Here is a 25,727-nt window from a genome sequence, read left to right on the forward strand (position 1 = left end):
GCTCGAGGTGTTCTTCGCATGCTCCTCAGGATGATCGGGTCGCTCGTCGACTTCAGCGGGCGGCGTCCCTGGCTCGTGATCGGCCTGGCGATCGCCGCCATGGCAGGGCTCTGGACTTACGCGTCGCGGCTCGAGCTGCGCACGGAGCTCCGGGAGCTCCTGCCGAGCGACAGCCCGGCGTTCATGGCCTACGAGCGCCAGGCCAAGCGCGTGGACGGCGGCGCGCAGCTCATCGTGATCGCGGAGTCGCCCGATCGCGGCGCGAACGAGCGGTTCATCGACGCGCTCTCCGAGCAGCTCGAGGAGCCGCTCCGGCGACGCGCAGCCTGCCTGGCCGCCTGCGCCGACGACGCGTGCCGCGCCGCGTGCGGGCCGGAGTCGCTCATCCGCTACGTCGAGTCCGGCACGAAGGAGGCGCGCCGCTTCTTCGACGAGAACAAGTGGCTCTACGCGAGCGTGCGCGAGCTCGAGCAGGCGGACGAGGCGATCGAGCTCGAGCTCGCCCTGAGGAGCGGCCTCATCGAGGACCTGGACGCCGGCGAGGCCGGCGGCGCGAGCGGGGGCCAGGCGGCGGGCGCGCCGGCGAAGAAGGGCCTGTCGCTCGACGACACGTGGGCGGAGCTCCAGCGGCGGCTGAAGAAGATCGACGAGTTCCCGAGCGGCTACTTCTCGACGCCCGACGGGCGCATGGCCGCGATCCGCATCGTCTCACGCAGCGCCGGGATGGGCGATCGCAGCGCGGCCCAGCTCCTCGACGACGTGACCGCGCTTGTCGATCGCCTGGGGCCCGCGCAGTTCCACCCGGACATGCAGGTCGGCTACGCGGGCGACATCCCGAACGCGATCGCCGAGCAGAAGTCGCTCGTCAGCGAGGCGGTGTGGGCGACCGCCATCGCGCTGGTGCTGATCCTCGCGGGCGTTGTCGCCTACTACCGCTCGCCCTGGTCGCTTGTCGTGATCGCCCTGCCCACGGCCTTCGGCGCGAGCGCCGGCTACGCGTTCGCGACGGCGACGTACGGCTACGTCAACACGGTCGGCGCGTTCCTCGGGGCGATCATCGTCGGCAACGGGGTCAACTACCCGATCGTGCTCCTGTCGCGGTACCGCGACTTCCGCGCGCGCGGCATCGCGGCGGACGAGGCGCGGCGCGAGGCGGTCCTCAACGCGTTCCGGGCCGAGCTCGTCGGCGCCTGCGTGGCGGCGATCGCCTACGGGTCGCTCACGATCACCCACTTCCGCGGGTTCAGCCAGTTCGGCACGATCGGCTTCGTCGGGATGCTCGCTGTGTGGGCCTCCATCGTGCCGCTCGTGCCCGCGACGCTCGTCGCGATCGAGCGCGTCCAGGCGAGGCTCCCGCGCTGGCTGCGCGATCCGCCGCCGCGCGTCTCGGAGGAGGGCGCCTCGGGGCCCGCGGCGCGGCTGCTCGCGCGCACGACGAAGCGGTGGCCGGTCGTGTTCCTGGCCGTCGCGCCGATCGTCCTGCTCCTCGCGGCGTGGAAGCTCCCCGCGTACTTGAGGGACCCGTGGGAGTACAACTTCGCGCGGCTCGGCTCGAAGAGCTCGCAGCAGAAGGGCGCGGGGAGCTGGTCGCTCAAGGCGTCCGAGGTCTTCGGCGGCAAGATGAACGTCGCGGGCGCGATGATGCTCGCGGACACGCCCGAGCAGGTGCCGGCCATCAAGGCGCAGATCCTGGCGAACGACGCGGCGGATCCGCAGGGGAGGCTCGTGGCCGACGTCGCGACGATCGCCGACCTCCTCCCCGGCACGCCCGAGGAGCAGCGCCGGAAGCTCGAGGTCCTGGAGCGGATCCGGAGCCGCTTGACCCCGCGCGTGATGCGGGCGCTGACCCCGGAGGAGCAGGAGCGCGTCCGGCTCATGAAGCCGCCGGAGACCCTGCGCGTGATCACCCCCGAGGACCTGCCGGACCTCATCCGGCGCAGGTTCGAGGAGAACAACGGCGTCGTGGGCACGGTGTTCTATGTGAAGTACAAGAACGACGTCTCGTTCTCGAACGGCAAGAACCTCCTCCGGATGGCGAACACGACAGGCAACATCGTCCTCCCCGACGGCACGCACGTCGTCACGGCGAGCAGGCCGACGGTGTTCGCCGAGATGATCCGGTCGATGGAGCGCGACGGCCCGCTCGCGACGGCGGTGTCCTTCCTGGCCGTCTCCCTGGTGGTGGTGCTCGCGACAGGCAGCCTTGTCGGCTCGTTCACTGTGCTGTCGTCCCTCGTGCTCGGCGTCCTCGGGACGGCTGTCGCGATGGCCATGCTCGACGTGAAGATCAACTTCCTGAACTTCATCGCGCTGCCGATCACGTTCGGCATCGGCTGCGAGTACCCGTTCAACGTCTTCGACCGCGCGCGGCTGCTCGGCGGCGACGTGTCGCTCGCGCTGAAGCGCTCGGCCGGGCCGGTGGCGCTCTGCAGCTACACGACCGTGCTGGGCTACGGGTCGCTCGTGTTCGCCGACAACCAGGCGCTGAACTCGTTCGGCTGGGTCGCGGTGAGCGGCGAGATCGCGTGCGTGGCGAGCGCCCTCCTGTTCCTCCCGGCGCTGCTGCACGTGATGAATCGCTCGGGGATGCTGCGGGGCGCGTGGAAGGGCGGCCTCCTCTGGCGCGGGAGCGAGCACTCATGAAGATCCTGGACGTCGCGGAGTTCTTCTCGTCGCGCGGGGGCGGCGTGCGTTCGTACCTCGAGGAGCTCGTGCGCCAGGGCAGCCGGCGCGGCCACGAGGTGGTCGTCGTGGCGCCCGGGCCGCGCGACGAGGAGGTGGCGCTCGAGCAGGGGCGCATCGTGCGGGTGGCCGGCCCGCCGATGCCGTACGACCCGACCTACCACGCCCTCCTCCGGCTCGGCGCGGTGCGCGCGATCATCCGCCGCGAGGCGCCCGACGTGCTGCAGGCGAGCGCGCCGTACACGGCCGCGCTCGTCGTCGCGGGCGAGCGCACCGTCCCGCTCCGCACGTTCGTGTACCACTCCGACCAGATCAGCACGTACGCCGCGCCGCTGCTCGACCGGCTGCGCCCGCGCGCCGTCGCCCGCGCGCTGGAGGGCGCGCTGTTCGCCTGGCCGCGGGCGCTGTCGCGGCGGTTCGACGCGACGATCGCCCCGGGCACGTTCATCGCCGAGCAGCTCAGCGCGCACGGCTGCGAGCGCGTCCACCGCGTCACGTTCGGCGTGCGGCGCGAGTCGTTCGACCCCTCCCGCGCGGACCCGGCGCTGCGGCGCAGCCTGCTCGGCCGGTTCGCGGACGAGCCGTCGGCCGTGCTGCTCCTCGTCGCGTGCCGGCTCGCGGTCGAGAAGCGGGTCGCGCTCGTGATCGACGCGGCGCGGGAGCTCGCGGCGCGGCGCCCGGTGGCGCTGGCGATCCTGGGCGACGGGCCCGAGCGGGCGCGGCTCGAGCGGCGGGCGGCCGCGCTGCCCCAGGTGAGCTTCCTCGGCTTCGCGAAGGACCGCGCCACCTACGCGGCGCTGCTCGCCAGCGCCGACGTCTTCGTCCACGGGGGCGCCGCCGAGACGTTCGGCTTCGTGCTGGGCGAGGCGCTCTGCTCGGGCCTGCCGCTCGTCGTCCCCGCGGCCGGCGCGGCGATGGACTTCGTGAGCCCCGGCGCCGCCGAGACCTACCCGGCGCGCGCCCCGGCCGCCGAGGTCGCCGCCGCGATCGAGCGGGTGCTGCAGCGCCCCCGGGCCGAGCGCGCCGCGGCGGCCCGCGCCGCGGGCGAGCGGCTGCCGGCCAGCGACGAGCACTTCGACGCGCTGTTCGCCCTCTACGCGGACCTGCTCGCGCGCGGCCAGGCCGAAGGCCGCGCGGCGAGGCGTCCACCGCCGCCCCCCCACCCCTGATCGGAGCCGCGCATGCGCTTTCTCCACCCCGAGCGTGACGAGAGCCTGGAGCTCGCCCTCGAAGACGTGTTCCTGACCCCCGGGTACTTCGCCGGCGGCTCGCGCCTCGACACCGACCTGCGCCCGACGGACTTCCCCGGCGGCTCGCACCCGATCGTCTCGGCGAACATGAACGCGGTCACCGGCAAGCGGATGGCCGAGACGATGGCCCGCTTCGGCGGGCTCGGCGTGCTGCCGCAGGACATGGACCTCGACACGGTCGAGCGCATCGTCCGGCACATCAAGCGCGCCGATCCGCGGTACGACACGCCGCTTTCGGTCTCCCCGCGGGCGACGCTCCGCGACGTGCACGGCATCATCCGGAAGCGGTCGCACGACATGGTCGTCGTGGTCGACGACGAGCGCCGCCCGATCGGCATCGTCACGCACGCCGACCTGCGCAACCGCGACCAGTACACGCCCGCGTCCGCGCTCATGTCGTCGCGGCTCATCACCATCCCGGCCGGCACGCCGAACCGGACGGCGTTCCTGTTGATGGAGGACGCGCGCGTGAAGGCGGTGCCCGTGCTCGACGGCGACGGGCGGCTCCACGGCGTGCTCACGCGCGACGACGCCGTGCGCCTGGAGCTCCTCCGGCCGACGCTCGACGACCGCGGCGAGCTCATGGTCGCCGCGGCGATCGGCATCTCGGCGCAGGCGGCGCAGAGCGCCGCCAGGCTGCTCGAGATCGGCGTCTCCGCGATCGTGCTCGACACAGCGCACGGCCACCAGCGCCGGATGCTCGAGGCGGTCCGCGCGGTGCGGGGCGCGATCGGCGGCGCCGCGCCGCTCGTGGCCGGCAACGTCTGCACGGCGGAGGGCACGCGGGAGCTCATCGAGGCGGGCGCGGACATCGTGAAGGTGAACGTCGGCCCCGGCGCGATGTGCACGACGCGCATGCAGACCGGCGCCGGCCGGCCGACGTTCACCTCGGTGCTCGCGTGCGCCCGCGAGGCCGCCCGCCACGGCAAGCGCGTCTGGGCCGACGGCGGCGTCCGGCACCCGCGCGACGTGGCGCTCTACCTCGCCGCCGGCGCCTCGCGCGTCATGGTCGGGACGACGCTCGCCGGCACGTACGAGAGCCCGGGCGACGTGATGGAGGACCGCGAGGGGCTGCTCTACAAGGAGAACTACGGCATGGCGAGCGCGCGCGCCGTCGGCGAGCGCACCGCCGATCTCGACCCGTTCGAGCGCGCCAAGAAGGGGTTCTTCCGCGAGGGCATCTCGACGTCGCGCATCTACATCCAGGAGGGGCGCGAGAGCGTCGGCGCCATCCTCATCGAGATGATCACGGGGGTGCAGTCGGCGTGCACCTACGCCGGCGCGGCGAACCTCGACGAGCTCCACGAGAAGGCCGTCATCGGGGTGCAGACGCTGGCCGGCTACGGCGAGGGCAAGCCGCACGGGCTGGAGCGGCGATGACGGCGCGGCGATGACGGTGCGGCGATGACGGCGCGGCGATGACGGAAAGGTGACGTGACATCCACCCCGGCAGCGACAAGTCTCCGGCTGCTTACCGTCGAGGTCATCCATGCCGAGCGATCCTGCCCCGCGTTTTTCAGCCCCCCGCCGCGCGATTCGCCGGTTCATCGGCCAGACCTGGCTCTCCGTGTTCGGCTGGCGCGTGGAGGGCGTGACGGATCTCCCGCCCAAGGCGGTTCTGATCGCGGCGCCTCACACCTCGAACTGGGATTTCCCGTTCACGCTCGCGGTGAGCTACGTGCTCGGCCTCGAGTTCTCCTGGCTCGGCAAGCACACCCTCTTCGAGCCGCCGTTCGGCTGGTTCTTCCGGTGGCTCGACGGCATCCCCGTCGATCGCCGCGACCGGAACAACCTCGTTGCGGCCGTGGTGGACATCCTGAAGCAGCGCGACGAGCTCATTCTGGTCGTCGCGCCCGAGGGCACGCGCTCGCGCACGAAACGTTGGAAGACGGGCTTTTATTACGTGGCGCTCGGCGCCGGCGTCCCGATCCTCCTCGGTTATCTTGATTTCCCCCGGAAACGCGGCGGGATCCTCCACGTCTTCTACCCGACGGGTGATATCGAGGCCGATATGGCGGCGATCCGCCGTCATTACGATGGCGTTGAAGGAAAGCATCCGGGCCGGATGAGCGAGATCACGCTCGGCGCCCGGAGCCCCCAGGCGAACGGGGTAGCGCAGCACCCGTGAGCTCGGGGCCGGCGGCGCCGCGGCGCCGCGGCGCGCGTTGTTGAGCGGCCCGATCGCGTGGATCGGACCCTCGGGGCGGGCCGCGGGCGGCGCGGGTCGGGCTGCTCGCGGCGCGGGTCGAACCGAGCCTGGAGACCGCGTCAGCGCAGGGAGGGCGCGCGCACCGACGAGGCGGGCCCCGCCGTGATCCGCTCCGTCAGGGCGCCGGCGAGCGTCCACTCGTACGTCGAGCGATCCGTGTAGACGACGAAGCGGCCGCCCGTGGCGAGGTTGGCGACCGTGACGCCCATGGCGACGAGCCCCGGCCGGACGAGGATATGGACCTCCTTCAGCTTGCCGGGATTCCGCAGGTGCCACGACGTGAGCTTGGCGCGGACGTCGCTGTCATAGCCGGTGCCGAGCTCGAGATCGTCGAACACGAGCGGGCGCATGCCCGACTCGATGAGCGTCTCCAGGTGCCTGACCGCCGGCTCGATGAGCTCGAGCGTCGCGTACCCCTCGAAACGCCGCGTCACGACGTCGGACGCGGGCGTGCGAACATCCAGGATCCCCCGCGACGTCGACCAGCGATCGCCCCGCGCTCCGAGCCGTGTGTGTGCCAAATCCATCTCGAATTCGAGACCTTAGTCGATGGGCGGCGCTTCGCCATGCGATCCTTGGGCTCCGCGCCGGCCGCCGATTCCGGGATCCGGCCGCGCGCGCAGCCCTCGCCGAGGACGCGCCGCCCGGCGGCCGGGACCCGCGCCGTCGCGACGCCCGGCAGGGAGAGCGCGCGGCGCCGGCGGGCGAGCGCGCCGCGCTGGTGAGGCGGGCGAGGCCGCGGGGCGGGGCGGGCGAGGCCGCGGGGGCGGGGCGGGCGAGGCCGCGGGGGCGGGGCGGGCGAGGCCGCCGGCGGGGCGGGCGAGAGGCCGCGGGGCGGGGCGGGCGAGAGGCCGCGGGGCGGGGCGGGCGAGAGGCCGCGGGGCGGGGCGGGCGAGGCCGCGGGGGCGGGGCGGGCGAGGCCGCCGGCGGGGCTGCCGGCGCGCCCGGTCGCGGTCTCGCGTCGGCGAGCGCCGTCGGCGCGGCCGAAAGCGGCTATGATGCCGCCGCTGATTTGCCGCCGGCCGGTGCCGGCGGCTCCGCGAGGCGTCCTCGCCCGCAGCAGAGCGACGAAGGAGGATCTACCGAGATGACAGGACATGTATCGAAGGTGCTGCGGCTCGCCGTCGTGGCGTTTGCGTGCGCGATGATAGCGGGCTGCGGCGGCCCGCTGCGCTACACGCCGCAGGGCATAGGGAAGGCGCCGGGCGCCGACGCCGTGATCGTGGCCGACGTCAACTTCGACGCGGCCATGACCCGCCTCGACATCACCGCGAAGAACCTTCCGCCGCCGGATCGCCTCGAGGCGACGAGCTCCGCCTACGTCGTCTGGGCGCGCCCGGACAGCGACTCGCCGTGGCAGCGGGTCGGCGCGCTCAACTTCGACGCCGACGACCGCACCGGCAAGCTCAAGGACGTGAGCGTGCCGCTCACCCGGTTCGAGCTCGTCATCAGCCTCGAGAAGAACAGCAATCCCGGGTCACCGTCCTCGGAGCTCGTCTTCAAGCAGGACGTCGAATACTGACGGGCCGCGTCTCCGCCGGACGGGCGGGGCTCGGCGGATGCCTGGTGAGGTACCGGCGGATGCCTGGCGAGGTACCGGCGGATGCCTGGCGAGGCGCCGGCGGATGCCTGGCGAGGCGCCGGCGGATGCCTGGCGAGGCATCGCCGGATGCTCCGCGCGGCGGTGCATGAACCTCGGCCTGGGGTGAACGGACGGCAGCGCTGGGAGGGAGAATGCCTGACCAGCCGCCGCCGGTGGTAGGCGTGGACGGTGGGGCTGCTCTGGGGAGCCCGCGGCGCCGTCAGATCGGCTCGGGCGCCGCCGGCTCAGGCCTCGGCGCCTCGGGCTTCTTCGCCTTGCGCGCCTGCTTGGTCATCGCCCGGAAGTCGTCGAGGACCGGCGCCAGGATGGCTCGGAAGCTCGCGTTCTGGCGGGCGATCGTGCGCGCCAGATCGAGCGCGGCGAGGCCCGGACCGATGACCATCTCGGCGGTGGCGAGGACGTCGTCGTCGAGGTGGCGCGCCAGGTCCTCGAGCGCGTCGGCGACCTTCTGCTCGGCCACGGCGCGCTTCAGGCGCCGCTCGAGCAGCTCCACCTCGAACCGCTCCGGGTCATCGCCGTCGTCCTGGTCCCCGAGCACGTGGAACGATCGCGCGAGCGCGCTGTCCTTGCCGTCCTTCGGGCGCAGGAGCGCAAACAGCTTGGCGAGCGGGGGCCCCAGCACACCGAGGCTGCGGCCGACGCTGCGCTTGCGCCGGCCCTCCTCGAGGCGCTCGAGACCAGGCCAGAGCGATCGGATGGCCTCGATGTGCTGGAGCGTCTTCTCGACGCGCTCCTCGATCTGGGCAGCCGAGAGCTGATCGACGTCCGTGGGGTCTTGCACAGGTTGCTTGGGCATGAACTGACCTCCTTGGTTGTGTGCGCGCCGAAAGCGGCGCGCGTGAATCCAGGGAAGCTACGTGGAGGTCTCTGTCAGAGGCAATCCGCTCGGCGCGACGGAGATTTGCTCAGCCGCCCGAAGGCGCGTCGCAGCAGCGGATGGAGTCATTCGCGAGATACGGCTCGGTAACCCGATCGCCGCCGGTCGCCTCGCAAGCGCCCTCTCGGTCCACCACAGCGGTCGCGCTGACGGCGGTGAGAGCCTTGCGGGCGCGTCAGGCGGCAGTGCTGGTGGAGGCGCGGAGCGGCTCGGCGGCGGGGAGCTCGCGCTCCCTGGCGGCGGGGACGAGCTTGGGGGCGGTCTTGAGGTGGGTGACGTACAGGGTGAGGCCCGTGAAGGTGATGCCGCCGAGCATGTTGCCGACGACTGTCGGGATCTCGTTCCACACGATGTAGTCCATGACCGAGAAGTTGCCGCCCATGAGCATGGCCGAGGGGAACAGGAACATGTTCACCACGGAGTGCTCGAACGTCATCGCGAAGAACAGCATGATGGGCATCCACATCGCCGTCACCTTGCCGCCGACGGTGTTGGAGATCATCGCGCCGACCACGCCTGTCGAGACCATCCAGTTGCAGAGCACGCCGCGCACGAAGAGCGTCAGCATGCCGGCGGCGCCATACTCCTTGTAGCCGAGCGTGCGCGCCTCGCCGATGCCGGAGATGGCCTTGCCGACGGCGCTCGGCTCCGTGGAGAAGCCGAAGGTGAAGACGACCGCCATCATCACGGCGACGGTGACGGCGCCGGCGAAGTTGCCCACGAAGACAAGGCCCCAGTTGCGCAGGACGCCGCCCAGGGTGACGCCCTTGCGGCGATCGATCAGCGCCAGCGGCGACAGCACGAACACACCCGTGAGCAGATCGAAGCCCAGCAGGTACAGCATGCAGAAGCCGACCGGGAACAGCATCGCGCCGATGATCGGGTAGCCCGTCTGCTGGGTGACCATCACCGCGAAGACGGCGGCGAGCGCGAGCAGCGCGCCGGCCATGTAGGCTCGGATCAACGTGTCCCGGGTCGACATGAGGACCTTGGACTCGCCCGCATCGACCATCTTGGTGACAAATTCTGTCGGCGCCAGATAGGACATAAGCTTGGCTTTCCTCCGTGAAGACGTGACTGGCGATAGGACTCGAGCTTGGCGCGCCCGCCCCTGGCAGGCCGCGCCGCGCTGGCCGGCGCTGCCTGGGCGGCAGCGCGAACGGATCGCCCCGGCGTGCGCCGGAGCGATGGAGCTCCGTCGACGTGCCGTGGAATGTAAACGTGGCTGCGTTTCGTCAGTGTTTCCGTCGACGATCGGTATCTGATTTGTCGAGAGGCGAGTCCTGGGGCCGCCCCTCGCTGTGCCCGTAGGCCGCCACGAAGCCGTCCACCAGGTTCTCGAGGAACGGTTGCATCGGCAGCGGCCGGCAGGTCGTGCCCGAGAGCCCGTGCTGGTGGAGGAGCGCCACGAGGAGCGGCGACAGGAACGCGAGCGCGGCCGTGCGCACCGACAGCTCGTCCTCGGGATCGAGGCGCGCCTCGCCGCGGTGCGCGTGCACGCGCAGGCGCTCCTCCATCGCGCGCACCATCGGCTCGAGCACCCCGTCCAGGTAGCCGGGGCCGGCGACAGCGTCGAAGAGCCCCGCCGCCATCCCGGCCGAGAAGAGCTGCCCGACCCCCGTCGGCACCCACACAGCCGCAAGGCGCGACCCGAGCCCGAGCAGCGACTCCCGCAGGCCGAGATCGCCGGGCTCCGCCACCGTCGCGATGTACTGCGCCGCGCTTGTGCGCACCGTCCGCAGCGCCTCGGCCACCGCGCCCGATCGATCGCCGAAGTAGTGCTTGATCGTCGATCGACGGCAAGGCCGAGGCCGGATCGCTCGATTTCCGCTGGCCCAACCAGATGAACCTGCACATCCCGATCCCGAACAAGCGCATGATGATGCTCGTCGCCTGCGTCCCCATCGATGGTCAGCGCACCCGCATGCTCATGACCATGGCCCGCGATTTCATGACGAGCCCACTCTTCGACTTCTTCTTCCACCGCATGAACGCGCGCATCGCCTGCGAGGATCGCGCCATCGTCGAGTCCTCCTTCCCTGTCGAGATCCCCCCGGCCGGCGAGGAACGCTCGGTCCGCACCGACGCCCCCACGCTGATCTTCCGCAAGCGCTACTTCGCCGAGCTGAAGGGCACCTCGAGCGGTACCGACGACGAGCCTTCGGGTCGCCGCGCCCTCCCCATGGTCCGCGGTCCGCTCCCGGTGTCGGGCGGATTCGCGGCTCGATGAGCAGCCTCCTGCCGAGGGCTGCGGCGATGGGATCGTGGAGGAGCTCGACCGACCCGGCTCAGGGCGGCGCCGGCGCAACCCGATTGGGCTTCAGGCCAGGCTGTGGGTCGGTTGCTTTGCGCGCTCCCGATCCTCGTGTCGAGCTCCGCACAGCTAGCTCGGACGCGCTGCTCGCACCAGACGCCTCTTCCCCCAGGAGGCCTAGCTGGAAGGGCTCCACTTCGAAGATGCGCGCACCAATCGTCGCGAGGAGACGCTCCAGTCGCACGAGCCAGGGATCCGTCTGCGCATCGAGAGGATACGAAAGCCCATATGCAGCCTCGAGCATCCCGGAGGGAATCGAGAGGTCAAGCCAATCGGAGCCCGCTTCTTCCCGAACGAACCACGACAGGCAGCCGAGCTCCACATCGTCGAACCTCAAGCACCCCAGGAGAGGCGAATGGTGAAGCACAGGCACAATCGGATCAGAGCCGAACTCGTACCCAGGTGATGCCGAAGCGATCCTCGAGCATCCCGTGGAGGGGCGTCCATCCCGACGGCGCCAGAGGCTGCGCGACGGTCGCGCCAGGAGAGAGCTTCTCCCAGCGCTCGGTGATCTCCTTGGCCGAGTCGCCGCGGACCGAGACAAAGAACGCGTTCTTGCCTTGCTCCCACGGCATGCGGGGAGATGTGACGACGGGCCCGCGCGGCGGGACGGCGATCACAGCCCTGTGTAGATGGTGGCGAAGGAGGCGGCCTCGCCGCGGAGCAGCAAGCCGATCCGCGGGTTCGGTACCTTGAATGTGTGAATCCTGGCGTTGCGCACGTCGAGCACCGCGAAGGCGCCGCCCGGGGTGCTCTCGGCGAGGCCGTTCATCAAGAGGTTCAGCACGACCGACACGCGCTTGGACGACAGCGGCTCCCCGCGAAAATACATCTTGATCACGTGAGGCGTCCCGTCGATGACGAGCCCGAGCTCCGGATTGACGTTGATCTCGAGATCGCCGAGGCGGTATGTCGCCGCGGGCGGCTCGAACCACGTCATCTTCCCGGAGGCGAGGAACTTGCGGTATCCATCGACGACCGACGGATAGATGCGGCGGCGCCGCTCGTCGTGCTGGGCGGCGAGGAAGGTGTCGAGCACGCTGGTCGGCTTTCCGCTCCTGTGCATGTCGACGATCGCCTCTGTCACCTGCCTGTAAAAGTCCGTGTGGAGCTCATCCTTCCGCTCCTTGAACTCCCTGACGCCGGTCAGCTTGGGCGCCCCGGCCTTGAGAACGAAGTCGACAAAGTACGTGAGCGAGATCTTGTCCATGAAGTCTCCTACAAAACGAAGCCGTCCAGCGCGCGCGGCTCGCGAGAGCACGCCGTCCGTCACCCCGTGTTCTTGACGTCTACCACGGATGGCCACCTTCGACCCGTCCGGAAAGGGATCGGTCGGACGGACATTGTCCCAGCTCGCCAGGGCCGGAGGGCGGGGCTCGCGGCCGGATAAACTTAGCAAATTCAACGTGTTGGATGCGCCCCTGCGCCCGGTCGCGCCGGGATCGATCCGGCCCTGCGATGCTGCGACGGAGGGGGCGCAGGCCACGCAAGGAATCGACAGAAATCATCTGTTCTTCGGGGCGCGCCGCGACGAAGAGCCGGGGGATGACCCCCCGGGATGACCCCCCAGGCGTCGCGAGCTCGTCGAGCGACAGTGGTGGAGGACGCTGCCTCCGTGCGACGATGCGTGAGTCGCCGCCCGCGCCGCAAGGCCGGCGGCGGCGTCCAGTACGGCTGGAGAGCTGGAGAGGAGGAGCAGATGACCGATTCAGCGGCGGAGGCTCGGGTCACCGAGGTGGCCAATGGCATCTATCAGCTCCACACCCCGGTGGGGGAGGGCAAAGCTGCGTTCTCGTTCAACCAGTATCTCCTGGTCGACGACGCGCCGCTGCTCTTCCACACCGGCCCGCGCCGCCTCTTCCCGGCGGTGCGCGTGGCGATCGCGCGGGTGATGCCGGTCGAGCGGCTGCGCTACGTTGCGTTCTCCCACTGCGAGTCGGACGAGTGCGGCTTCTCGCCGACGTCGACGCCGGGGTCGTCACGCCGGTCCCCTGGCCGGAAGCCCGGCGCCGCATCCTGGCGGCTGCAAACGGCCGTCGTGAAGCTCTTTATTGCGGAGGCGCCGGGCCGCTGGCCCTCTACCCGTTACGGGACGCGTCGGGTGCGTTTGACACGGTTTCCGTATCTCGTCGTGTACCGAGACGAGCCAACGCGCATTCTTGTCGTGGCCATCGCACACGCAAAACAGAGGCCGGGCTACTGGAGAAAGAGGTGATGTGAGCGCCGCATGCGGTCCCACCGACCTCTGATGGTTGGACGTCCAGTGACGAGCCAGCCCCGGCTCTGCACCCGCGGTTGTAGCGGCGGGCCGCTGCCCCCGGACCTGTGGACGCGCCGGCTTCTACCGCCGCGGTTCGCCGAGCGAGCTCCAATCCAGCGATTCAGGAAACCGGCGCATCTCCACGGCGACGCCGTCCTCGCCCGAGATCATCTCGCCCTGGTCGTCTCAGCCGATGCCGCCCTTGCCCGGCGGCCCCAGCCCGGGGGTGACCGGCCCCGCGCCGTGAAGGAGACGGCGATCGGCTGGTTCGAGGTCGAGGCGGACGAGCCGGTACTCGAGGTCGGCGAACTCGCAGGGGCGCGCCGCGTGGCGGAAGCCGGCCTCGGCGAACTCGTGGTCGTCGGGGTGGATCGTCTGCAGCAGGTCGGCGAAGCGCTTCGGCGCCTGCGTGCGCGGCCGGCGGTGGATCTGCAGGATCCCGTCGTCGAACCTCGATCTCGTCCTCGCGCACGTCCCTCGGAAGACATGGGCTTCACCGCGTGAGGTGCGCGAAGGCAGGGGTGCACGCGAGTGCGAGCGCAACCCCGCGGTGCGGTGATTGGCCGCCGGCGCGGGGGTCCTCGCGGTGAATGCCGGCGCGTGTTGCTGCGTACAGTCGGCGGTGTCCGCGCGCCTCGGGTCGCCGCGGCGGTCGGCGAGGCGGCCGGCGGGGCGGCGATGCGCTGACGCCGATGCTTTACCCGGTCGTGTCGCGTCACGTACGCTCGGGACGTACGCTGGGAAACGGTGGCGCGATCGATGATTCGCGCGGCGGCTGGGCGCGACGATCGACAGGTCACGAGGCACAATCATGGCAGAACTGGGCGCGTACACGTTCACCGCGAAGCTGCACGAGGGCGCGGGCGTGGTGATCCATCGGGCTGTCCGCGCCTGCGACGGCGCCCGCGTGGTCGTCAAGATCGGCAAGGGCGGGCCGCTCGCGCCGGCGATCCACGGCGCGCTGCGGCGGGAGTTCGCGGTGCTGCGATCGCTCGACCTGCCGGGGGTGATCAAGGCGCACGCGCTCGAGACGCTCGGCGACGAGCTCGCGCTGGTGCTCGAGGACTGCGGCGGCCGCTCGCTCGACGTGCTGTTCCACGCCGGCGCCCTCGACCTCGCGGCGGTGCTGGCGATCGGCGTCGAGGTGGCGGGCACGCTCGACCTGCTGCACCGCTATCCGCTGCTGCACCGCGACGTCAAGCCGCACAACATCGTCTACAACCCGTCGACCGGGCAGGTGAAGCTGATCGACTTCAGCCTCGCGATCGCCGGCGGCGAGGACGGGGCGCTGCGCGTCGATGCGGGCGCGGGGATGGCGGGCACTCTGGCGTACATGTCGCCCGAGCAGACCGGGCGGATGAACCGGCCGGTCGACGCGCGCTCGGACCTGTACTCGCTCGGCGTGACGCTCTACGAGCTGGTGACCGGTGTGCTGCCGTTCGACGCCGGCGACGCGATGGCGCTGGTCCACAGCCAGCTCGCGCGCGTGCCGGTCGCCCCGGCGGTGCTGATGCCGAAGGTGCCGCCGGTGCTGTCGGACATCATCATGAAGCTGCTCGCCAAGGCGGCCGAGGATCGCTACCAGAGCGCGGCCGGGCTGCGGGCCGACCTGCAGCGCTGCGCGGCCGCGTGGGCAGCGACGGGGACGATCGAGCCGTTCGCGCCCGGCAGCGCCGACCGGCCGTCGACCCCGCGGATCCCGCCGCGCCTGTACGGACGGCAGCAGGAGATCGACGTCCTGCTCGCGACCTCCGCCGCCGTCGCCGACGGCGCGCGCACGCTGCTGCTCGTGCGCGGGCCCGGCGGCGCCGGCAAGTCGGCGCTGGTCCAGACGCTGGCGGCGCCGGTCGCCCGCGGCGGCGGGTTCTTCGTCGCCGCCAAGTGCGATCAATACGAGCGCGGCGCGCCGTACGCCCCGATCGCCACGGCGCTGCGCGAGCTGTGCCGCACCCTGCTGACGGCCGCGCCCGAGGTCCTCGAGGCGTGGCGGCGCGCCATCGCGTCCGCCCTCGGCAGCAGCGGCAAGCTCCTCACCGATCTGATCCCCGAGCTCGAGCTCATCGTCGGCCCGCAGCCCGAGGTCCCGCGGCTCGGCCCGGCCGAGTCGCAGAACCGCTTCAACCTGATCTTCACCGCCCTGCTGCGGGTCTTCGCCGCCGCCGACCACCCGCTCGTGCTCGCGTTCGACGATCTGCAGTGGGTCGACCCGGCGTCGCTGCGCCTCTTGCAAGAGATGCTGCTCGACGCCGAATGCAGGCACCTGCTGGTGCTCGGCACCTACCGCGACGACGACGTCGGCCGCGGGCACCCGCTGCCGGCCGCGCTCGCCGATCTCCGCGCGGCGGGGGTCGAGGTCGGCGACGTGCCGCTCGGTCCGCTGGCGCTCGCCGACGTCGAGGAGCTGCTGGCGGACACGCTGGTGATGGAGCGGCCGCAGGTCGCCGCGCTGGCGCGGATCGTCGGCGAGAAGACCCACTGCAACCCGTTCTTCATCGGCCAGTTCCTGCTGCTGCTCGCCGAGGACGGCCTCCTGCGCTGGGACCCCGCCGCGCGCCGGTGGGTGTGGGACGAGGCGCAGGTGCAGGCGCGCGACGTCACCGACAACGTCGTCGCCCTCGTCACCAGCAAGATCCGCCGCCTGACCCCCGCGGCCCAGCGGCTGCTGCAGCGGGCCGCGTGCGTCGGCTATCGCTTCTCGTGGCGCGTGCTCGCGGCCGTCGGCGGCGACGACGGCGACGACGCGACCGCGGCGCTCGGCGAGCTGGTCCGCGAGGGCCTGGTGGTGCCGCTCGCCGGCGGCGAGGGCGACGATCTCCACCGCTTCCTCCACGACCGCGTGCAGCAGGCCGCCGACTCGCTGCTGGCGAGCGAGGTGCGGGAGGCGACGCACCTGCGCGTCGGCCGGCTGCTGCGCGACGCGTACCCGGCGGGCGTGCCCGACGAGGCGCTGTTCGAGGTCGTCGGCCACCTCGACCTGGCGCTGCCGCGGATCGGCGGCGACGAGCGGCTCGAGCTGGCGCGACTCAACCTCCGCGCGGGCCGGCGGGCGCGCGCGGCGACGGCCTACCACGCGGCGCGGCAGTACTTCCAGGCCGGCTGCGAGTGCCTCGGCGCCGACCCGTGGGCGCACTGGTTCGAGCTCGGGTTCGCGCTGCGCGTCGAGCTGGCCGAGTGCGCGTACCTGTGCGGGGCGTTCGCCGAGGCCGACGCGCTGTTCGAGGAGGCGCTCGCGCGGGCGCGCTCGCGCGAGGAGCGGGCGCAGGTCTACGACCTCCGCGTCCTCCTGCACGCGGCGATGGGCGACTTCGCGGCGGTGGTCGCGGCCGGGCGCGCGGCGCTGGCGATGTACGGCATCGGCCTGCCCGATGAGGGCCCGGCGCTGCAGGAGGCCGTCGCGGCCGCGTTCGCGGCGGCCCACGAGAACCTCGGCGAGCGGCGGATCGGCGCCCTGCTCGACGCCCCGCCGGCGCGCGACCCGGACGTCGAGGTCGTGATGCGGCTCCTGGCGTCGATGTCGGGGCCGGTGTTCGTCGGCAGGCCGGCGCTGTTCCCCCTGATCGTGCTGCACATGGTCAACCTGTCGCTGCGCCACGGCAACGTCGACGGGTCGGACTACAGCTACGCGGTGTACAGCCTCCTGCTCGCCGGCGTCACCGGCGAGCTCGGCAAGGCCTACGAGTTCGGCGAGCTCGGGGTCAAGCTCAACGAGCGCACCGGCAACCTGCGCACCCGCTGCATGGTGCACTTCTTGTTCGGCACGTCGGTCGTGTTCTACCGCCAGCCGTACGCGGCCGGCGAGGAGTACCGCGATTCGGCGCGTCGCGTCGCGCTCGAGGTCGGCAACTTCGCCTACGTGTCGTTCTACTGCCTGCAATCGGCCGCGCTGGCGCTGATCGCCGACGCCGACATCCGCGGCGCCGAGGCCCGCATCGACGACGTCACGGCGCTCCTGCGGAAGACCCGCGACGTCGCGTCGACGGCGGTGGTCGAGTTCATGCGCCGCGTGGTCGTCAACTTGATGGGCGAGTCGGCGACGAGCGCCCTCGGCGGCGACGGCTTCGATGAGGACGCGTTCGTCGCCCACATGCCGCCCGGGGGGCTCGTGCCGTGGCTCTACGCGGTCAGCAAGCTGCGCCTCGCCTACCTGTACGGCGAGTACGAGCGCGGGCTCGAGCTCGCCGTCCGCGCCCGCGAGCTGCACGAGAGCGGCGCCGGGGCCGGGCACATGTACTCGCCCGAGCAGTACTCCTATTCGGGCCTGGTCGCCGCGGCCCGCTGGGATGCGGCCGGCGAGGCGGAGCGCGAGGCGCTGGCGCAACAGCTCGAGCGCGAGCGCGCGGCCCTGCGGCCGTGGTCGACGAGCAACCCGTCGCAGTTCGTGGCGCTCCAGCACCTGCTGGACGCCGAGGCGGCGCGCCTGGCCGGCCGCGACGCCGAGGCGATCGCGGGCTACGAGCAGGCGATCGCCGAGGCGCAGGCGCGCGGGTTCGTGCTCCACGCGGCGCTGGCGAGCGAGTGCGCGGCGCGGCTGCACCTGCGCCGCAACCGTCGCGCGCTGGCCGGCGCCTACCTGCAGGACGCCCACGTCGGCTTCGCCCGCTGGGGCGCGGCCGCCAAGGCGAGCCAGCTGCTGCTCACCCGCGCCGACCTGCTCGCCCCGCCCGCGCCCGCACGCGCCGGGCACAGCACGGGCCGCTCGACGAGCACCAACCGCGTGGTCGGCGGCGGCTCGCTCGACCTCGAGGGCCTGATGCACGCCGCCCAGGCGGTCGCCGGCGAGCTGGTGCTCGACCGACTGCTCGACCGCCTGATGCGGATCGTCATGCTCCGCGCCGGCGCCCAGCGCGGCTTCCTGCTCGTGCCGCAGGGCGAGGACCTGTCGATCGCCGCCGAGATGCGCACCGCGCCCGACGAGGTCCGCGTCGGCCTCGACCAGCCGATGCGCGCCGACGCCGCCCTGGCGACGTCGGTGGTCCGCTTCGTCGCCCGCAGCCGCGAGGGCGTGCTGCTCGGCGACGCCGGCGCCGAGCCCCGCTTCGCCCGCGACCCCTACGTCGCCAGCCAGCGCCCGCGCTCGGTGCTGTGCCTGCCGCTGCTCCACCAGGGCCGGCTGTCGGGGATCCTCTACGTCGAGAACAACGCGACCCGCGACGCCTTCGCGCCCGAGCGCGTCGAGCTGCTGCAGCTGCTGTCGGCGCAGGCGGCGGTGGCGATCGAGAACGCCCGGCTGTACGCCAGCGTGCAGCAGGCCCGCGAGCAGCTCGAGCAGCAGGTCGAGGCGCGCACACACGAGCTGCAGACCGCGCTCGAGCAGCTCCAGGTGGTCAACGCCGACCTGGTGCACCAGGGCGAGGCGCTGCGTGAGGCCCACGCGCAGACGCGCCGCGAGATCGGCGAGCGCGAGCGGGCCGAGCGCGAGCGGTCGGCGGCGCAGGCGGAGATCTTGCGCGTCCAGGAGGAGCGCCTGGCGGACATGGCGGCGCCGCTGCTGCCGATCACGGAGAGCATCGTGGTGATGCCGCTGATCGGGGTGCTCGACGACGCCCGCGCGTCGCAGGTGCTGGCGACGGCCCTCGAGGGCTCGGTCCGCGCGCGCGCGCAGGTGGTGATCCTCGACATCACCGGTGTGCGCCAGCTCGATGCCGCCCCGGCGGCGATCCTCGCCCGGGCCGCGAGCGCGCTGCGCCTGGTCGGCGCCCAGGCGATCCTCACCGGGGTGCGGCCCGAGACGGCCCAGTTGCTCGTCCGTGACGCCGCCGGGCTCGACGGCCTGCTGACGCTCGGCACGCTGCAGAGCGGCATGGCCTACGCGCTCGCCCATACCCGCGGCCGCGGCTGAGGCGCCGGCGCCGCGGCCGGGGCATTTCGGCCGTTCCCTCGCGCCTCGCCGGCGGCGATCGCGCTCAAGGCCGCGAGGGCCAGGTGGGTTGTCGTGGAGGAGAGGTTCCGATGCATGAGGCCTCCGGAGGTGGCGGGCTGTTCGGCGAATGCGAGCAACAGCAAACCCAGAACGCTGTCGGGGAGTCGACGGCGCGCGGCCGAGCAAGAGCAAGGCGCGTGCGCGGGTGCGGGGGCGCGCGTCGCGCCCGGGAGGCGCGGTGTTCGGAGGTGCGGGGAGCGCTGGGCGGGCCATGGGCCGACGTTGTTCGCGGGGCTATCGAAGGTCGCCGACTTGAAGCTCGTGAGCCGGCTGGAGCTCGGCTCGGGGGGCGGTCGCGATGCGGTATGAGCCGAGAAGGTAGCCATGAGGACTGAAGTCTACGCGCCCGCAGGTCGCCTCCTGCTGTAGCCGTTCCCGCCCCTTGCCGCCCCGGCCGCCGCAGCCGCCGGCCCGGTCCGCCTCCCAGCCGGCGTCGCTGGCCGCCCCCCGTCCGCCATGGCGCCGCCACCCCCTGCGCTGGAGCTCTGCTCGCATTTGCCCGGCATTTCGTGCCGGCATGGAGCGTGCTCGAGGCCGAGCGTCATGCCGACGCTCGAGCACAACGCCCTCGTCGAGATGTTCCGCGAGCACCCGGAGCTCGCGCCCCGCTTGCTCGCGACGCTCCTCCACGTCGAGGTGCCGCCGCACGCGGCGGTCGCGGTCGTCGAGTCGTCGCTCGACCAGCTCATCCCGGTGGAGTTCCGCGCCGATCTGGTGCTCGAGCTTCGCGACGAGAGCGACGCGCTGGTGCTGGCGATGGTCATCGAGGTGCAGCGCGACGTGGACCCGGACAAGAAGTACTCGTGGCCGGCGTATGTCGCGGTCGTGCGCGCCAGAAAGCGCGTTGGCACGATCGTCCTCGTTATCGCGCCGGACGCGGGCGTGGCTACCTGGGCGGCGGAGAACATCGACCTCGGCCTGGGCCGCGGCCACGTCGCGCCGCTGGTGCTCGGTCCGGCGGTGGTCCCCGAGATCACCGACCCGGCCGACGCGGAGAAGGAGACCGAGCTCGCGGTGCTGTCGGCGGTGGCGCACGGCAACGGGCCGAGCGGGCTGACCGTGGTGCAGGCGGCGCTCGCTGCCCTCGGCCGGCTCGACCAGGAGCACGCCATGGTCTATTTTCAGCTCATCTGGAACGGGTTGCGTGAGCCGATGAGGCAGGCTCTGGAGGCATTGGTCATGGAACGGCAGATCGAAGGTGAGGCGACCTTTCCCCCGTTCGTGCAGAAGCTCGTCGATCGCGGCAAGCGTGAGGGCAGGCTCGAGGGCAAGAGGGACACGCTGCTGCGGCTGCTTGCGCGTGCAGGGATCGGGCTCACCGAGGACGAGAGCGCGCGCATCCTGGCGTGCACGGACGTCGCGACCCTCGATCGCTGGATCGAGAACGTCCTCGGGGCGAAGACGGCCACCGAAGTGCTCTCCTGACGGCGGCCGTGGCGGCCGCGCTGATCCAGAGCCTCGACGAGCCCGAGCAGACGACCGAGGAGGTCGAGGCTGCGTGGGCCGAAGAGATCCAGCAACGTCTCGCCGACGTCGACGCCGGGGTCGTCATGCCGGTCCCCTGGCCGGAGGCCCGGCGCCGCATCCTGGCGGCTGCAAACGGCCGTCGTGAAGCTCGTTGAGGTTCTGCCAGCCGCGCTCGCGGAAGCCGAGGAGGCTGCGGCGTGGTACGCGGAACGGGATGCACGCGTGGCGGCACGGTTCGCCGACGAGATCGCCTAGCTGGCCGACGTCCTCCGCGTGATGCCCTGCTGGCCGCGGGACCGCTACCTCGCGCTCGCCCCCAGGTACTGGGCGCGCACCCGCGCCCGGCTCGTTGACGACGAGATGAAGGTCGCCCTCGGGCCGACCACCGTGCCCCCTCCGCTTCCCGCGGAAGAGCAGCGCGCGACGAGCTGACCGAGCCGGCCTCATCGCCCCCATCCTGCACCAGCTGACCGAGGTTGGGGCCGACGGTGCTTCGCGCAGCGCTCACGAACATCGGTCTGTCGCCGATCCCCGGAAGGCCCTGGTCGCTACCCAGGGCCTTCGTCTTTTCGGCGCGCCGCCTGGGCGCGATCTCTACCGCCGCCCCTCGCGCGGGCGAACTTCCCGGCCGCCCGTGCTCGCGCCAGGCGTCACGACGCGAGGGTCAGAGCTCTGCGGATCGAGGTGGCCGTCTGCACGCGTGCGCTGCCCCATCCTGGTCTCCTCGTTTCGCTGGCTGTGAACACGAAGGGGCCACCGCAATACGGCGGAGTCGATGAGTCAGCGCACTTTCTATGTCCATCACCGATTCGCGACGAAGAGCCCATTCCCCTTCGATCAGGGCGTCGCGTTCCAGACGCGACCCGATGCAGTTCCATTGCTACCGGGGTTGAACACCTCGACGGCCATGACCTGATAGGTGGGATCGTCGCTCGCATCCAGATTGTTCATGTTCGGAACAATCCAGCCGGTTTCGGCCCATGCCTTCACGTGATCGGCGAATATGATCTTGTGGTCCTGTCCGAGGGCCTGCTGCTGAGCAGGCTTGCTCCAGTACTGGTAGAAAGTGGAGCGACCATTGATAGAGGGCTGCTGCTGCCGCGTTGAGCGGTACGTGGAATACGTGACCCCATCGCTCACGAAGGTCTTGCCAGAGGTAGCACCCTGGCTGGGATCATAACTCCATCGTTGCAGGATGTAATACTCCACCAGGTGTGCCGCGTTTGAGGTGGGCATACTCTTGTCGTACCCCCAGCCGTACAAAGCGATATAGCTCGCGCCGCTGTCGTTGTTGAGGCGGTAGCCGATCACCCTGCTCTCATCTCCGTAATGCCATCCTGGACCACCGACATAGTTGTAGCCACCGCCCTGCCATGTCACGCTGAATTCGCCATTCGGGTCCACAGTCAAAGATGTCGAGCCGCCATCTTTCCAGTGGGTGAAGAAGAACTCTCCAACGTGGCCCGTTGCGTGATTTGAATTGATCACGGTTTTCTCAGTGTATTGCTGAGTGTAGGCTGAGTACTTGGACAGATCGGGGATGGGTGTGGCCGTCGTGTCCAGCTCAGCATCGTTGGAATAAATGGCAAATCCTGCGATGGTGGGATTGTCTATGCCCTTGATCAGCTCGATGGTGACGCTGCCGTCATTCACCGCAATGTCCGCGAAGGTCTCCGTGTGGCCCACGTCATGACCAACTTCGGCATAAAGATCCAGATCGCTGACGACGGTGTTCCCCTCGATTGCAACGCTGAAACTGCGCGAGCCAGCGCTGTTTTTTGCGATCTCCGCAAAATGCAGTTGCACGGTGAATCTGCCGTTGGCGGTGACCGGGACTTCGTAGCTGAATGAGCCGTAACGCTCTGTTTGATAGAGCTGGCCACCAACGACAGCGTCTTGCGTGCTGTTGGGTGAACCGCCGCGAGCGTATTTGTCCGCCTGGTACTCTACGCCATCAATCGTCGCGCTCGAATTGCTGCCGGAGTTGATGGCGACCACCAGCGCGAGATCGCCGCCAGAAGAACCGGAGCTGCTCGAAGATGAGCTGGAGCTGCTCGAAGCAGAACCGGAGCTGCTCGAAGATGAGCTGGAGCTGCTCGAAGATGAGCTGGAGCTGGAGGATGAAGCGCTGCCAGACGACGATGAGCTGCTCGAGGACCCTGTGGTATTGGTGTCATCGCCACAGCCCGCCAGCGCGACTGACGCGAACGCCAGTATGAGCCAACGGGAGAGTTGATTTTGCTTCAAGTTTGTCATAGATGTTTCCAGATTGCTTGCTGACGGTTGTTGTCGTATGATGTTTTACGGCCTGTGCCGTGGCCCATTCTCTGGCAAATAATGTGTCCCGGGCCATGCTCTCTCTGGAAGAACATGTGGTCCTTCGACTAGATCCATGCGCTATGGAGCGGCCGCGGAAGTTGCCAACAGGTTTGAGGCAGGCCGGACGAGAATCCCATGAGTGGATCGCGTTGAGAGGCGCGTTCCGGCTCTGGGATGTGAGCGGTCGAGGTCGCGCCGCTGCGGAGGGGGTGGCGCAAGGGGGCCGTGGCGGTGAGCGTCGGCTTGGCATGCGTCATCGGCCCACGCTGCGCGCGCCGCTCGTCGCTCTCGCCGGACGCCGCGAGCAACCGGTACATCGTGCGGATGGAGGCGAGGTGGACGCCGCGCGACAGCAGCGTCGCGTAGACCTCCGGCGTGAGCCGCGCCGAGCGCTTCCCGAGCCCGGCGATGCGCCGGTCCTTCGCGTCCTGCTTCGGCTTCCGGCCGGGCTTGCGCCCCGCGAGAGCCTCGCTGCCGTGGAGGGCGAGCTGCTTGCGCCAGGCCGTCAGGAGGGAGCCGTAGATGCCCTCGCGGCGCAGCAGCCGCTCGATGTCTCCGCGCTGGGTGCACGCGGCCGCCTCGCGACCGATGCGCAGCTTCTCCGCCGCCGAGGACTGCCGCCGCTTGCCCGGCGTCGGCACGGTCTCGACGGCAACGCCACTCGGGCGGGAAGCAGTGCCCTGCGCCGCTGGGGCGGGGGTAAGATCGACGGATCGGAGGTGGGAAGGCGTCGGCACGGGTCAGGTCCATTCTCCGCCCTCTCACCATAGATTTCCAGGGGCAGCTTGTCTCACCCGACGTTGGCACAGAGGGAGCGGAAAATGCCACCAGGCTTGAGACAGGCCGGACGAGAGTCCTATGAGTGGATCGCGCAGAGAGGCGCGTTCCGGCTCTCGGACGTGAGCGGCAGAGGTCGAGCCGCGGCGGGCGTGGCGCCGGGCTCGGGCGCGTCACTTGTCGTACCCGTGTGCGTCGACGCCGCGGCCTCGCCGGCAGCGTCGTCCACGGACAGCGGGTTGATGGCTACCGCGGCAGGCGGCCTGCGTACGGCGGGCGGACCGTTCGGGAAGCGCTCAGGATGCGCGGCGTAGGCCGCATCGAGGGCGCCTGCGGCTGGGTACGCGCCAAGCGACGAGACCGCTCAGGAGCTCGCCCTGAGCGCGGCGAACTCGCCTGGATCGTGGATGGTGGGGGGATTGATCCCGCCACCGATGAAGTCGTCCGTCCGGTCGTACATGCCGAAGTGGGTCACCGGCTCCGAACCGCCCCGTGCCGGGAAACCATCCGCGCCTGCCTTGACCCCGAGGGCGTTCATCAAGCTGCAGAAGTACTTGTTGATCGGCGCGTTGGCGAGCGACGGATCGGTCCCCGTTTCTTGGGACATCCCGTCGACCTCGTCCGGAGTGCCGTCGGCACACGTGATCTCGCTGTTGCCGGTCGTGAGATCGGGCGAGCCGTCATCGACGTTCACGGCGCAGCCGGTCTTGAAATAGCCGCCGGCGCTGCCGACCTGGACGATCGGCAGGTTGTTGAGGTTGCGCGCGCAGCCGTCCGACACGTCCTGGAACCAGACGGCCGCGCAGTTGTCGAGGAGCGTCCCGTCGCCCTCGTCGATACCGTTCAGCTGCCCGACGAGGTGGGCGAACTTCCTCGCATAGTAGTCGTCGATCGTGAGGAGCTTGTCGATCGCACCGGGGACGCAGGTGCCGACCATGCCCGCGCTCGCCAAGCGACTCGAGAGACCCGCGCTCTCCTGCGTCAGGCCGAGCCCCTTGAAGGTGTAGTTCCCGGGGTACTTCAGGAAGATGACGGGGTTCGCGTTGCACGCCGCCGCGAGCACGGCGAGGTTTGAACAGAGGTCCGCTCCGTCCAGACTCTCCGAGATTCGCCGCGTCAGCCTGTCGTCGACGCTCGGGGCCGTGCTCGCCAGGTCGATGTTTTCCTGCGTCACACCGAGCGCCGTGGCGAGGGACGCGTCGCACTGCGCAGAAGCCATCACGTTTCCTGTCGAGTGGAGGAGCTCCTTCCAGGCTGCGAGCTTCTGCTTGTCGGCTCGGCTCATGTCGAACCGCTCGAGCGTCTGCAGATCTTCCTTCACGATGTCGAGGATGCTCTTGCCGCGCATCGCCGCATAGGTGTCCGGAGACGGCGGCATCCCCGCCTCGAGGATGCCCGTGAGGCTGCTGAAGGCCTGCGACGCGTTCAGGCCCTTGAAGAGGGTCACGGCGGCGGAGTAGGAGATCGCTGACTGAGCGTTGTCCGTCTGACCTGTCGTGTTCAAGAGCAACGGAGCGCCTTGCGGGCTGAGCTGTCGTGCGATGACGTGATCCAGCGAGGGACCGGTCGGCATGGCCTTGAACTTCGTCTCCTGGGCGAAGCTGAACGGGTCGTCGCTGTTGGGAGTGACCGGGTGGCAAGTGAAGTACGACCCGTTCACCTGCGTGTGGCGATCGTTCCCTTGTCCCCGCGCCAGCGTCGCCGTCCACTCGTTCATCGCGCGGATGCCTCGGGGCATGAGGAGCTTGTCGACGTGAGGCGCCAGGTGCTTGAGCGTCGTCGACTGGAGGTCCGCGGCGGTGAGCGGGCCGTGCGACTTCTTCGGGAACCACCGCGTCGTGATGCAGCCATAGTGCGTGTACATCACGATCAGCCGCCTCGGTGGCGTGGCCGGCTGAGCCATCACGGTGCGGTCGGAGATCGAGCCGAGGAACGGCGCCGCGACGCAAGCTCCGCCCAGCCCCCGGAGGAAAATTCTTCGGTTCATGCGCTTCGACATGGTCGCAATTCTCCTGCCTCAATGGACGCAAACGCCCAGCTGCCACTCGG

Annotated in this window: 22 protein-coding genes and 1 pseudogene; 14 read left to right on the forward strand and 9 right to left on the reverse strand. The window is 70.6% G+C overall.

Annotation, left to right across the window (positions count from 1 at the left end; all coding sequences use genetic code 11):
- The first annotated feature begins 18 nt into the window (after positions 1–18).
- The 4 genes from WMF42_RS05335 to WMF42_RS05350 all read left to right on the forward strand — a co-directional run bounded on the left by WMF42_RS05335 (position 19) and on the right by WMF42_RS05350 (position 6,060).
- Complete coding sequence (locus WMF42_RS05335) at positions 19–2,643, forward strand: efflux RND transporter permease subunit (RefSeq protein ID WP_437690612.1); 2,625 nt, start codon at positions 19–21, stop codon at positions 2,641–2,643.
- On the forward strand, positions 2,640–3,851 hold the full coding sequence (locus WMF42_RS05340) for a glycosyltransferase (protein ID WP_437690614.1): 1,212 nt from the start codon (positions 2,640–2,642) through the stop codon (positions 3,849–3,851). Before WMF42_RS05335 ends, WMF42_RS05340 begins: the two co-directional genes overlap by 4 nt.
- A 12-nt stretch (positions 3,852–3,863) precedes the next feature.
- Complete coding sequence (locus WMF42_RS05345) at positions 3,864–5,312, forward strand: GuaB1 family IMP dehydrogenase-related protein (RefSeq protein WP_434045824.1); 1,449 nt, start codon at positions 3,864–3,866, stop codon at positions 5,310–5,312.
- Between the two features lie 109 nt (positions 5,313–5,421).
- Complete coding sequence (locus WMF42_RS05350; RefSeq protein ID WP_061607542.1) at positions 5,422–6,060, forward strand: lysophospholipid acyltransferase family protein; 639 nt, start codon at positions 5,422–5,424, stop codon at positions 6,058–6,060.
- A 140-nt stretch (positions 6,061–6,200) separates the two neighbouring features.
- On the opposite strand, the gene WMF42_RS05355 is transcribed toward WMF42_RS05350, so the two are convergent.
- Positions 6,201–6,668, reverse strand: coding sequence for a hypothetical protein (locus WMF42_RS05355; RefSeq protein WP_061607541.1), 468 nt, complete (start codon positions 6,666–6,668; stop codon positions 6,201–6,203).
- 560 nt (positions 6,669–7,228) lie between these two features.
- Between WMF42_RS05355 and WMF42_RS05360 the strand changes: the two genes are divergently transcribed.
- Positions 7,229–7,663, forward strand: a complete 435-nt coding sequence (locus tag WMF42_RS05360; protein ID WP_437690616.1) for a hypothetical protein — start codon at positions 7,229–7,231, stop codon at positions 7,661–7,663.
- A 280-nt stretch (positions 7,664–7,943) separates the two neighbouring features.
- Here WMF42_RS05360 and WMF42_RS05365 read toward each other — a convergent pair whose 3' ends face one another.
- The 3 genes from WMF42_RS05365 to WMF42_RS05375 all read right to left on the reverse strand — a co-directional run bounded on the left by WMF42_RS05365 (position 7,944) and on the right by WMF42_RS05375 (position 10,375).
- A complete protein-coding gene (locus WMF42_RS05365; RefSeq protein ID WP_155798433.1) occupies positions 7,944–8,540 on the reverse strand; it encodes a hypothetical protein in 597 nt (198 codons plus the stop codon).
- 256 nt (positions 8,541–8,796) lie between these two features.
- Positions 8,797–9,669 (reverse strand): formate/nitrite transporter family protein, encoded by an 873-nt coding sequence (locus WMF42_RS05370; protein WP_061608638.1) that lies wholly within the window; start codon positions 9,667–9,669, stop codon positions 8,797–8,799.
- Between the two features lie 187 nt (positions 9,670–9,856).
- Positions 9,857–10,375: a hypothetical protein gene (locus WMF42_RS05375; RefSeq protein ID WP_437690618.1), complete on the reverse strand. Its 519-nt coding sequence runs from the start codon at positions 10,373–10,375 to the stop codon at positions 9,857–9,859.
- An 89-nt stretch (positions 10,376–10,464) separates the two neighbouring features.
- On the opposite strand from WMF42_RS05375, the gene WMF42_RS05380 reads away from it, so the two are divergent.
- The gene (locus tag WMF42_RS05380) at positions 10,465–10,851 is read left to right on the forward strand and encodes a hypothetical protein (RefSeq protein ID WP_437690620.1); all 387 of its coding nucleotides are present in this window, start codon (positions 10,465–10,467) and stop codon (positions 10,849–10,851) included.
- Between the two features lie 464 nt (positions 10,852–11,315).
- Here WMF42_RS05380 and WMF42_RS05385 read toward each other — a convergent pair whose 3' ends face one another.
- Together WMF42_RS05385 and WMF42_RS05390 are read right to left on the reverse strand one after the other, a co-directional pair.
- Positions 11,316–11,510: a hypothetical protein gene (locus WMF42_RS05385; protein WP_199693707.1), complete on the reverse strand. Its 195-nt coding sequence runs from the start codon at positions 11,508–11,510 to the stop codon at positions 11,316–11,318.
- A gap of 41 nt (positions 11,511–11,551) precedes the next feature.
- Positions 11,552–12,145, reverse strand: coding sequence for a hypothetical protein (locus tag WMF42_RS05390; protein ID WP_437690622.1), 594 nt, complete (start codon positions 12,143–12,145; stop codon positions 11,552–11,554).
- 489 nt (positions 12,146–12,634) lie between these two features.
- On the opposite strand from WMF42_RS05390, the gene WMF42_RS05395 reads away from it, so the two are divergent.
- The 7 genes and pseudogenes from WMF42_RS05395 (at position 12,635) to WMF42_RS05425 (ending at position 21,014) form a co-directional block, all read left to right on the forward strand.
- Positions 12,635–13,150: a hypothetical protein gene (locus WMF42_RS05395; protein WP_437690624.1), complete on the forward strand. Its 516-nt coding sequence runs from the start codon at positions 12,635–12,637 to the stop codon at positions 13,148–13,150.
- 288 nt (positions 13,151–13,438) lie between these two features.
- Complete coding sequence (locus WMF42_RS05400; RefSeq protein ID WP_437690626.1) at positions 13,439–13,699, forward strand: hypothetical protein; 261 nt, start codon at positions 13,439–13,441, stop codon at positions 13,697–13,699.
- 307 nt (positions 13,700–14,006) lie between these two features.
- A complete protein-coding gene (locus WMF42_RS05405; RefSeq protein WP_437690628.1) occupies positions 14,007–19,034 on the forward strand; it encodes an AAA family ATPase in 5,028 nt (1,675 codons plus the stop codon).
- Between the two features lie 279 nt (positions 19,035–19,313).
- Positions 19,314–19,437, forward strand: a pseudogene (locus WMF42_RS05410) (dihydrofolate reductase family protein); the annotation flags it as partial.
- A 221-nt stretch (positions 19,438–19,658) separates the two neighbouring features.
- Positions 19,659–20,540, forward strand: coding sequence for a hypothetical protein (locus WMF42_RS05415; RefSeq protein ID WP_437690630.1), 882 nt, complete (start codon positions 19,659–19,661; stop codon positions 20,538–20,540).
- Between the two features lie 8 nt (positions 20,541–20,548).
- Positions 20,549–20,737, forward strand: coding sequence for an addiction module protein (locus tag WMF42_RS05420; RefSeq protein ID WP_437690631.1), 189 nt, complete (start codon positions 20,549–20,551; stop codon positions 20,735–20,737).
- Positions 20,738–20,858: 121 nt separating this feature from the next.
- A complete protein-coding gene (locus tag WMF42_RS05425; RefSeq protein WP_155798184.1) occupies positions 20,859–21,014 on the forward strand; it encodes a hypothetical protein in 156 nt (51 codons plus the stop codon).
- Between the two features lie 405 nt (positions 21,015–21,419).
- On the opposite strand, the gene WMF42_RS05430 is transcribed toward WMF42_RS05425, so the two are convergent.
- Positions 21,420–22,580 carry a glycoside hydrolase family 11 protein gene (locus tag WMF42_RS05430; protein WP_199693570.1) on the reverse strand — a complete coding sequence of 387 codons (1,161 nt, stop codon included), beginning with the start codon at positions 22,578–22,580 and terminating at the stop codon, positions 21,420–21,422.
- On the opposite strand from WMF42_RS05430, the gene WMF42_RS05435 reads away from it, so the two are divergent.
- Entirely contained in the window at positions 22,570–22,818 is a 249-nt protein-coding gene (locus tag WMF42_RS05435) for a hypothetical protein (protein WP_199693569.1), read from the forward strand. The genes WMF42_RS05430 and WMF42_RS05435 overlap by 11 nt on opposite strands.
- Positions 22,819–22,966: 148 nt before the next feature.
- Here WMF42_RS05435 and WMF42_RS05440 read toward each other — a convergent pair whose 3' ends face one another.
- Both WMF42_RS05440 and WMF42_RS05445 read right to left on the reverse strand, forming a co-directional pair.
- Positions 22,967–23,638, reverse strand: a complete 672-nt coding sequence (locus tag WMF42_RS05440; RefSeq protein ID WP_437690634.1) for a hypothetical protein — start codon at positions 23,636–23,638, stop codon at positions 22,967–22,969.
- Positions 23,639–24,042: 404 nt separating this feature from the next.
- Positions 24,043–25,677, reverse strand: coding sequence for a DUF1552 domain-containing protein (locus tag WMF42_RS05445; protein WP_437690636.1), 1,635 nt, complete (start codon positions 25,675–25,677; stop codon positions 24,043–24,045).
- Between the last annotated feature and the right edge of the window lie 50 nt (positions 25,678–25,727).

Origin of the sequence: Sorangium sp. So ce176 (assembly GCF_051519835.1) — a bacterium.
Classification (GTDB): Bacteria; Myxococcota_A; Polyangia; order Polyangiales; family Polyangiaceae; genus Sorangium; species Sorangium cellulosum_G.

What these genes read in the sequence shown, in the direction of transcription:
- WMF42_RS05350 (WP_061607542.1), top strand. Translation starts at nt 5,422, where the DNA reads ATGCCGAGCGATCCTGCCCCGCGTTTTTCAGCCCCCCGCCGCGCGATT.
- WMF42_RS05355 (WP_061607541.1), bottom strand. Translation starts at nt 6,668, where the DNA reads ATGGATTTGGCACACACACGGCTCGGAGCGCGGGGCGATCGCTGGTCG.
- WMF42_RS05340 (WP_437690614.1), top strand. Translation starts at nt 2,640, where the DNA reads ATGAAGATCCTGGACGTCGCGGAGTTCTTCTCGTCGCGCGGGGGCGGC.
- WMF42_RS05370 (WP_061608638.1), bottom strand. Translation starts at nt 9,669, where the DNA reads ATGTCCTATCTGGCGCCGACAGAATTTGTCACCAAGATGGTCGATGCG.
- WMF42_RS05445 (WP_437690636.1), bottom strand. Translation starts at nt 25,677, where the DNA reads ATGTCGAAGCGCATGAACCGAAGAATTTTCCTCCGGGGGCTGGGCGGA.
- WMF42_RS05395 (WP_437690624.1), top strand. Translation starts at nt 12,635, where the DNA reads ATGACCGATTCAGCGGCGGAGGCTCGGGTCACCGAGGTGGCCAATGGC.
- WMF42_RS05360 (WP_437690616.1), top strand. Translation starts at nt 7,229, where the DNA reads ATGACAGGACATGTATCGAAGGTGCTGCGGCTCGCCGTCGTGGCGTTT.
- WMF42_RS05345 (WP_434045824.1), top strand. Translation starts at nt 3,864, where the DNA reads ATGCGCTTTCTCCACCCCGAGCGTGACGAGAGCCTGGAGCTCGCCCTC.
- WMF42_RS05365 (WP_155798433.1), bottom strand. Translation starts at nt 8,540, where the DNA reads ATGCCCAAGCAACCTGTGCAAGACCCCACGGACGTCGATCAGCTCTCG.
- WMF42_RS05415 (WP_437690630.1), top strand. Translation starts at nt 19,659, where the DNA reads ATGCCGACGCTCGAGCACAACGCCCTCGTCGAGATGTTCCGCGAGCAC.
- WMF42_RS05380 (WP_437690620.1), top strand. Translation starts at nt 10,465, where the DNA reads ATGAACCTGCACATCCCGATCCCGAACAAGCGCATGATGATGCTCGTC.
- WMF42_RS05405 (WP_437690628.1), top strand. Translation starts at nt 14,007, where the DNA reads ATGGCAGAACTGGGCGCGTACACGTTCACCGCGAAGCTGCACGAGGGC.
- WMF42_RS05435 (WP_199693569.1), top strand. Translation starts at nt 22,570, where the DNA reads ATGGCGACCACCAGCGCGAGATCGCCGCCAGAAGAACCGGAGCTGCTC.
- WMF42_RS05385 (WP_199693707.1), bottom strand. Translation starts at nt 11,510, where the DNA reads ATGCCGTGGGAGCAAGGCAAGAACGCGTTCTTTGTCTCGGTCCGCGGC.
- WMF42_RS05335 (WP_437690612.1), top strand. Translation starts at nt 19, where the DNA reads ATGCTCCTCAGGATGATCGGGTCGCTCGTCGACTTCAGCGGGCGGCGT.
- WMF42_RS05425 (WP_155798184.1), top strand. Translation starts at nt 20,859, where the DNA reads ATGCCCTGCTGGCCGCGGGACCGCTACCTCGCGCTCGCCCCCAGGTAC.
- WMF42_RS05390 (WP_437690622.1), bottom strand. Translation starts at nt 12,145, where the DNA reads ATGGACAAGATCTCGCTCACGTACTTTGTCGACTTCGTTCTCAAGGCC.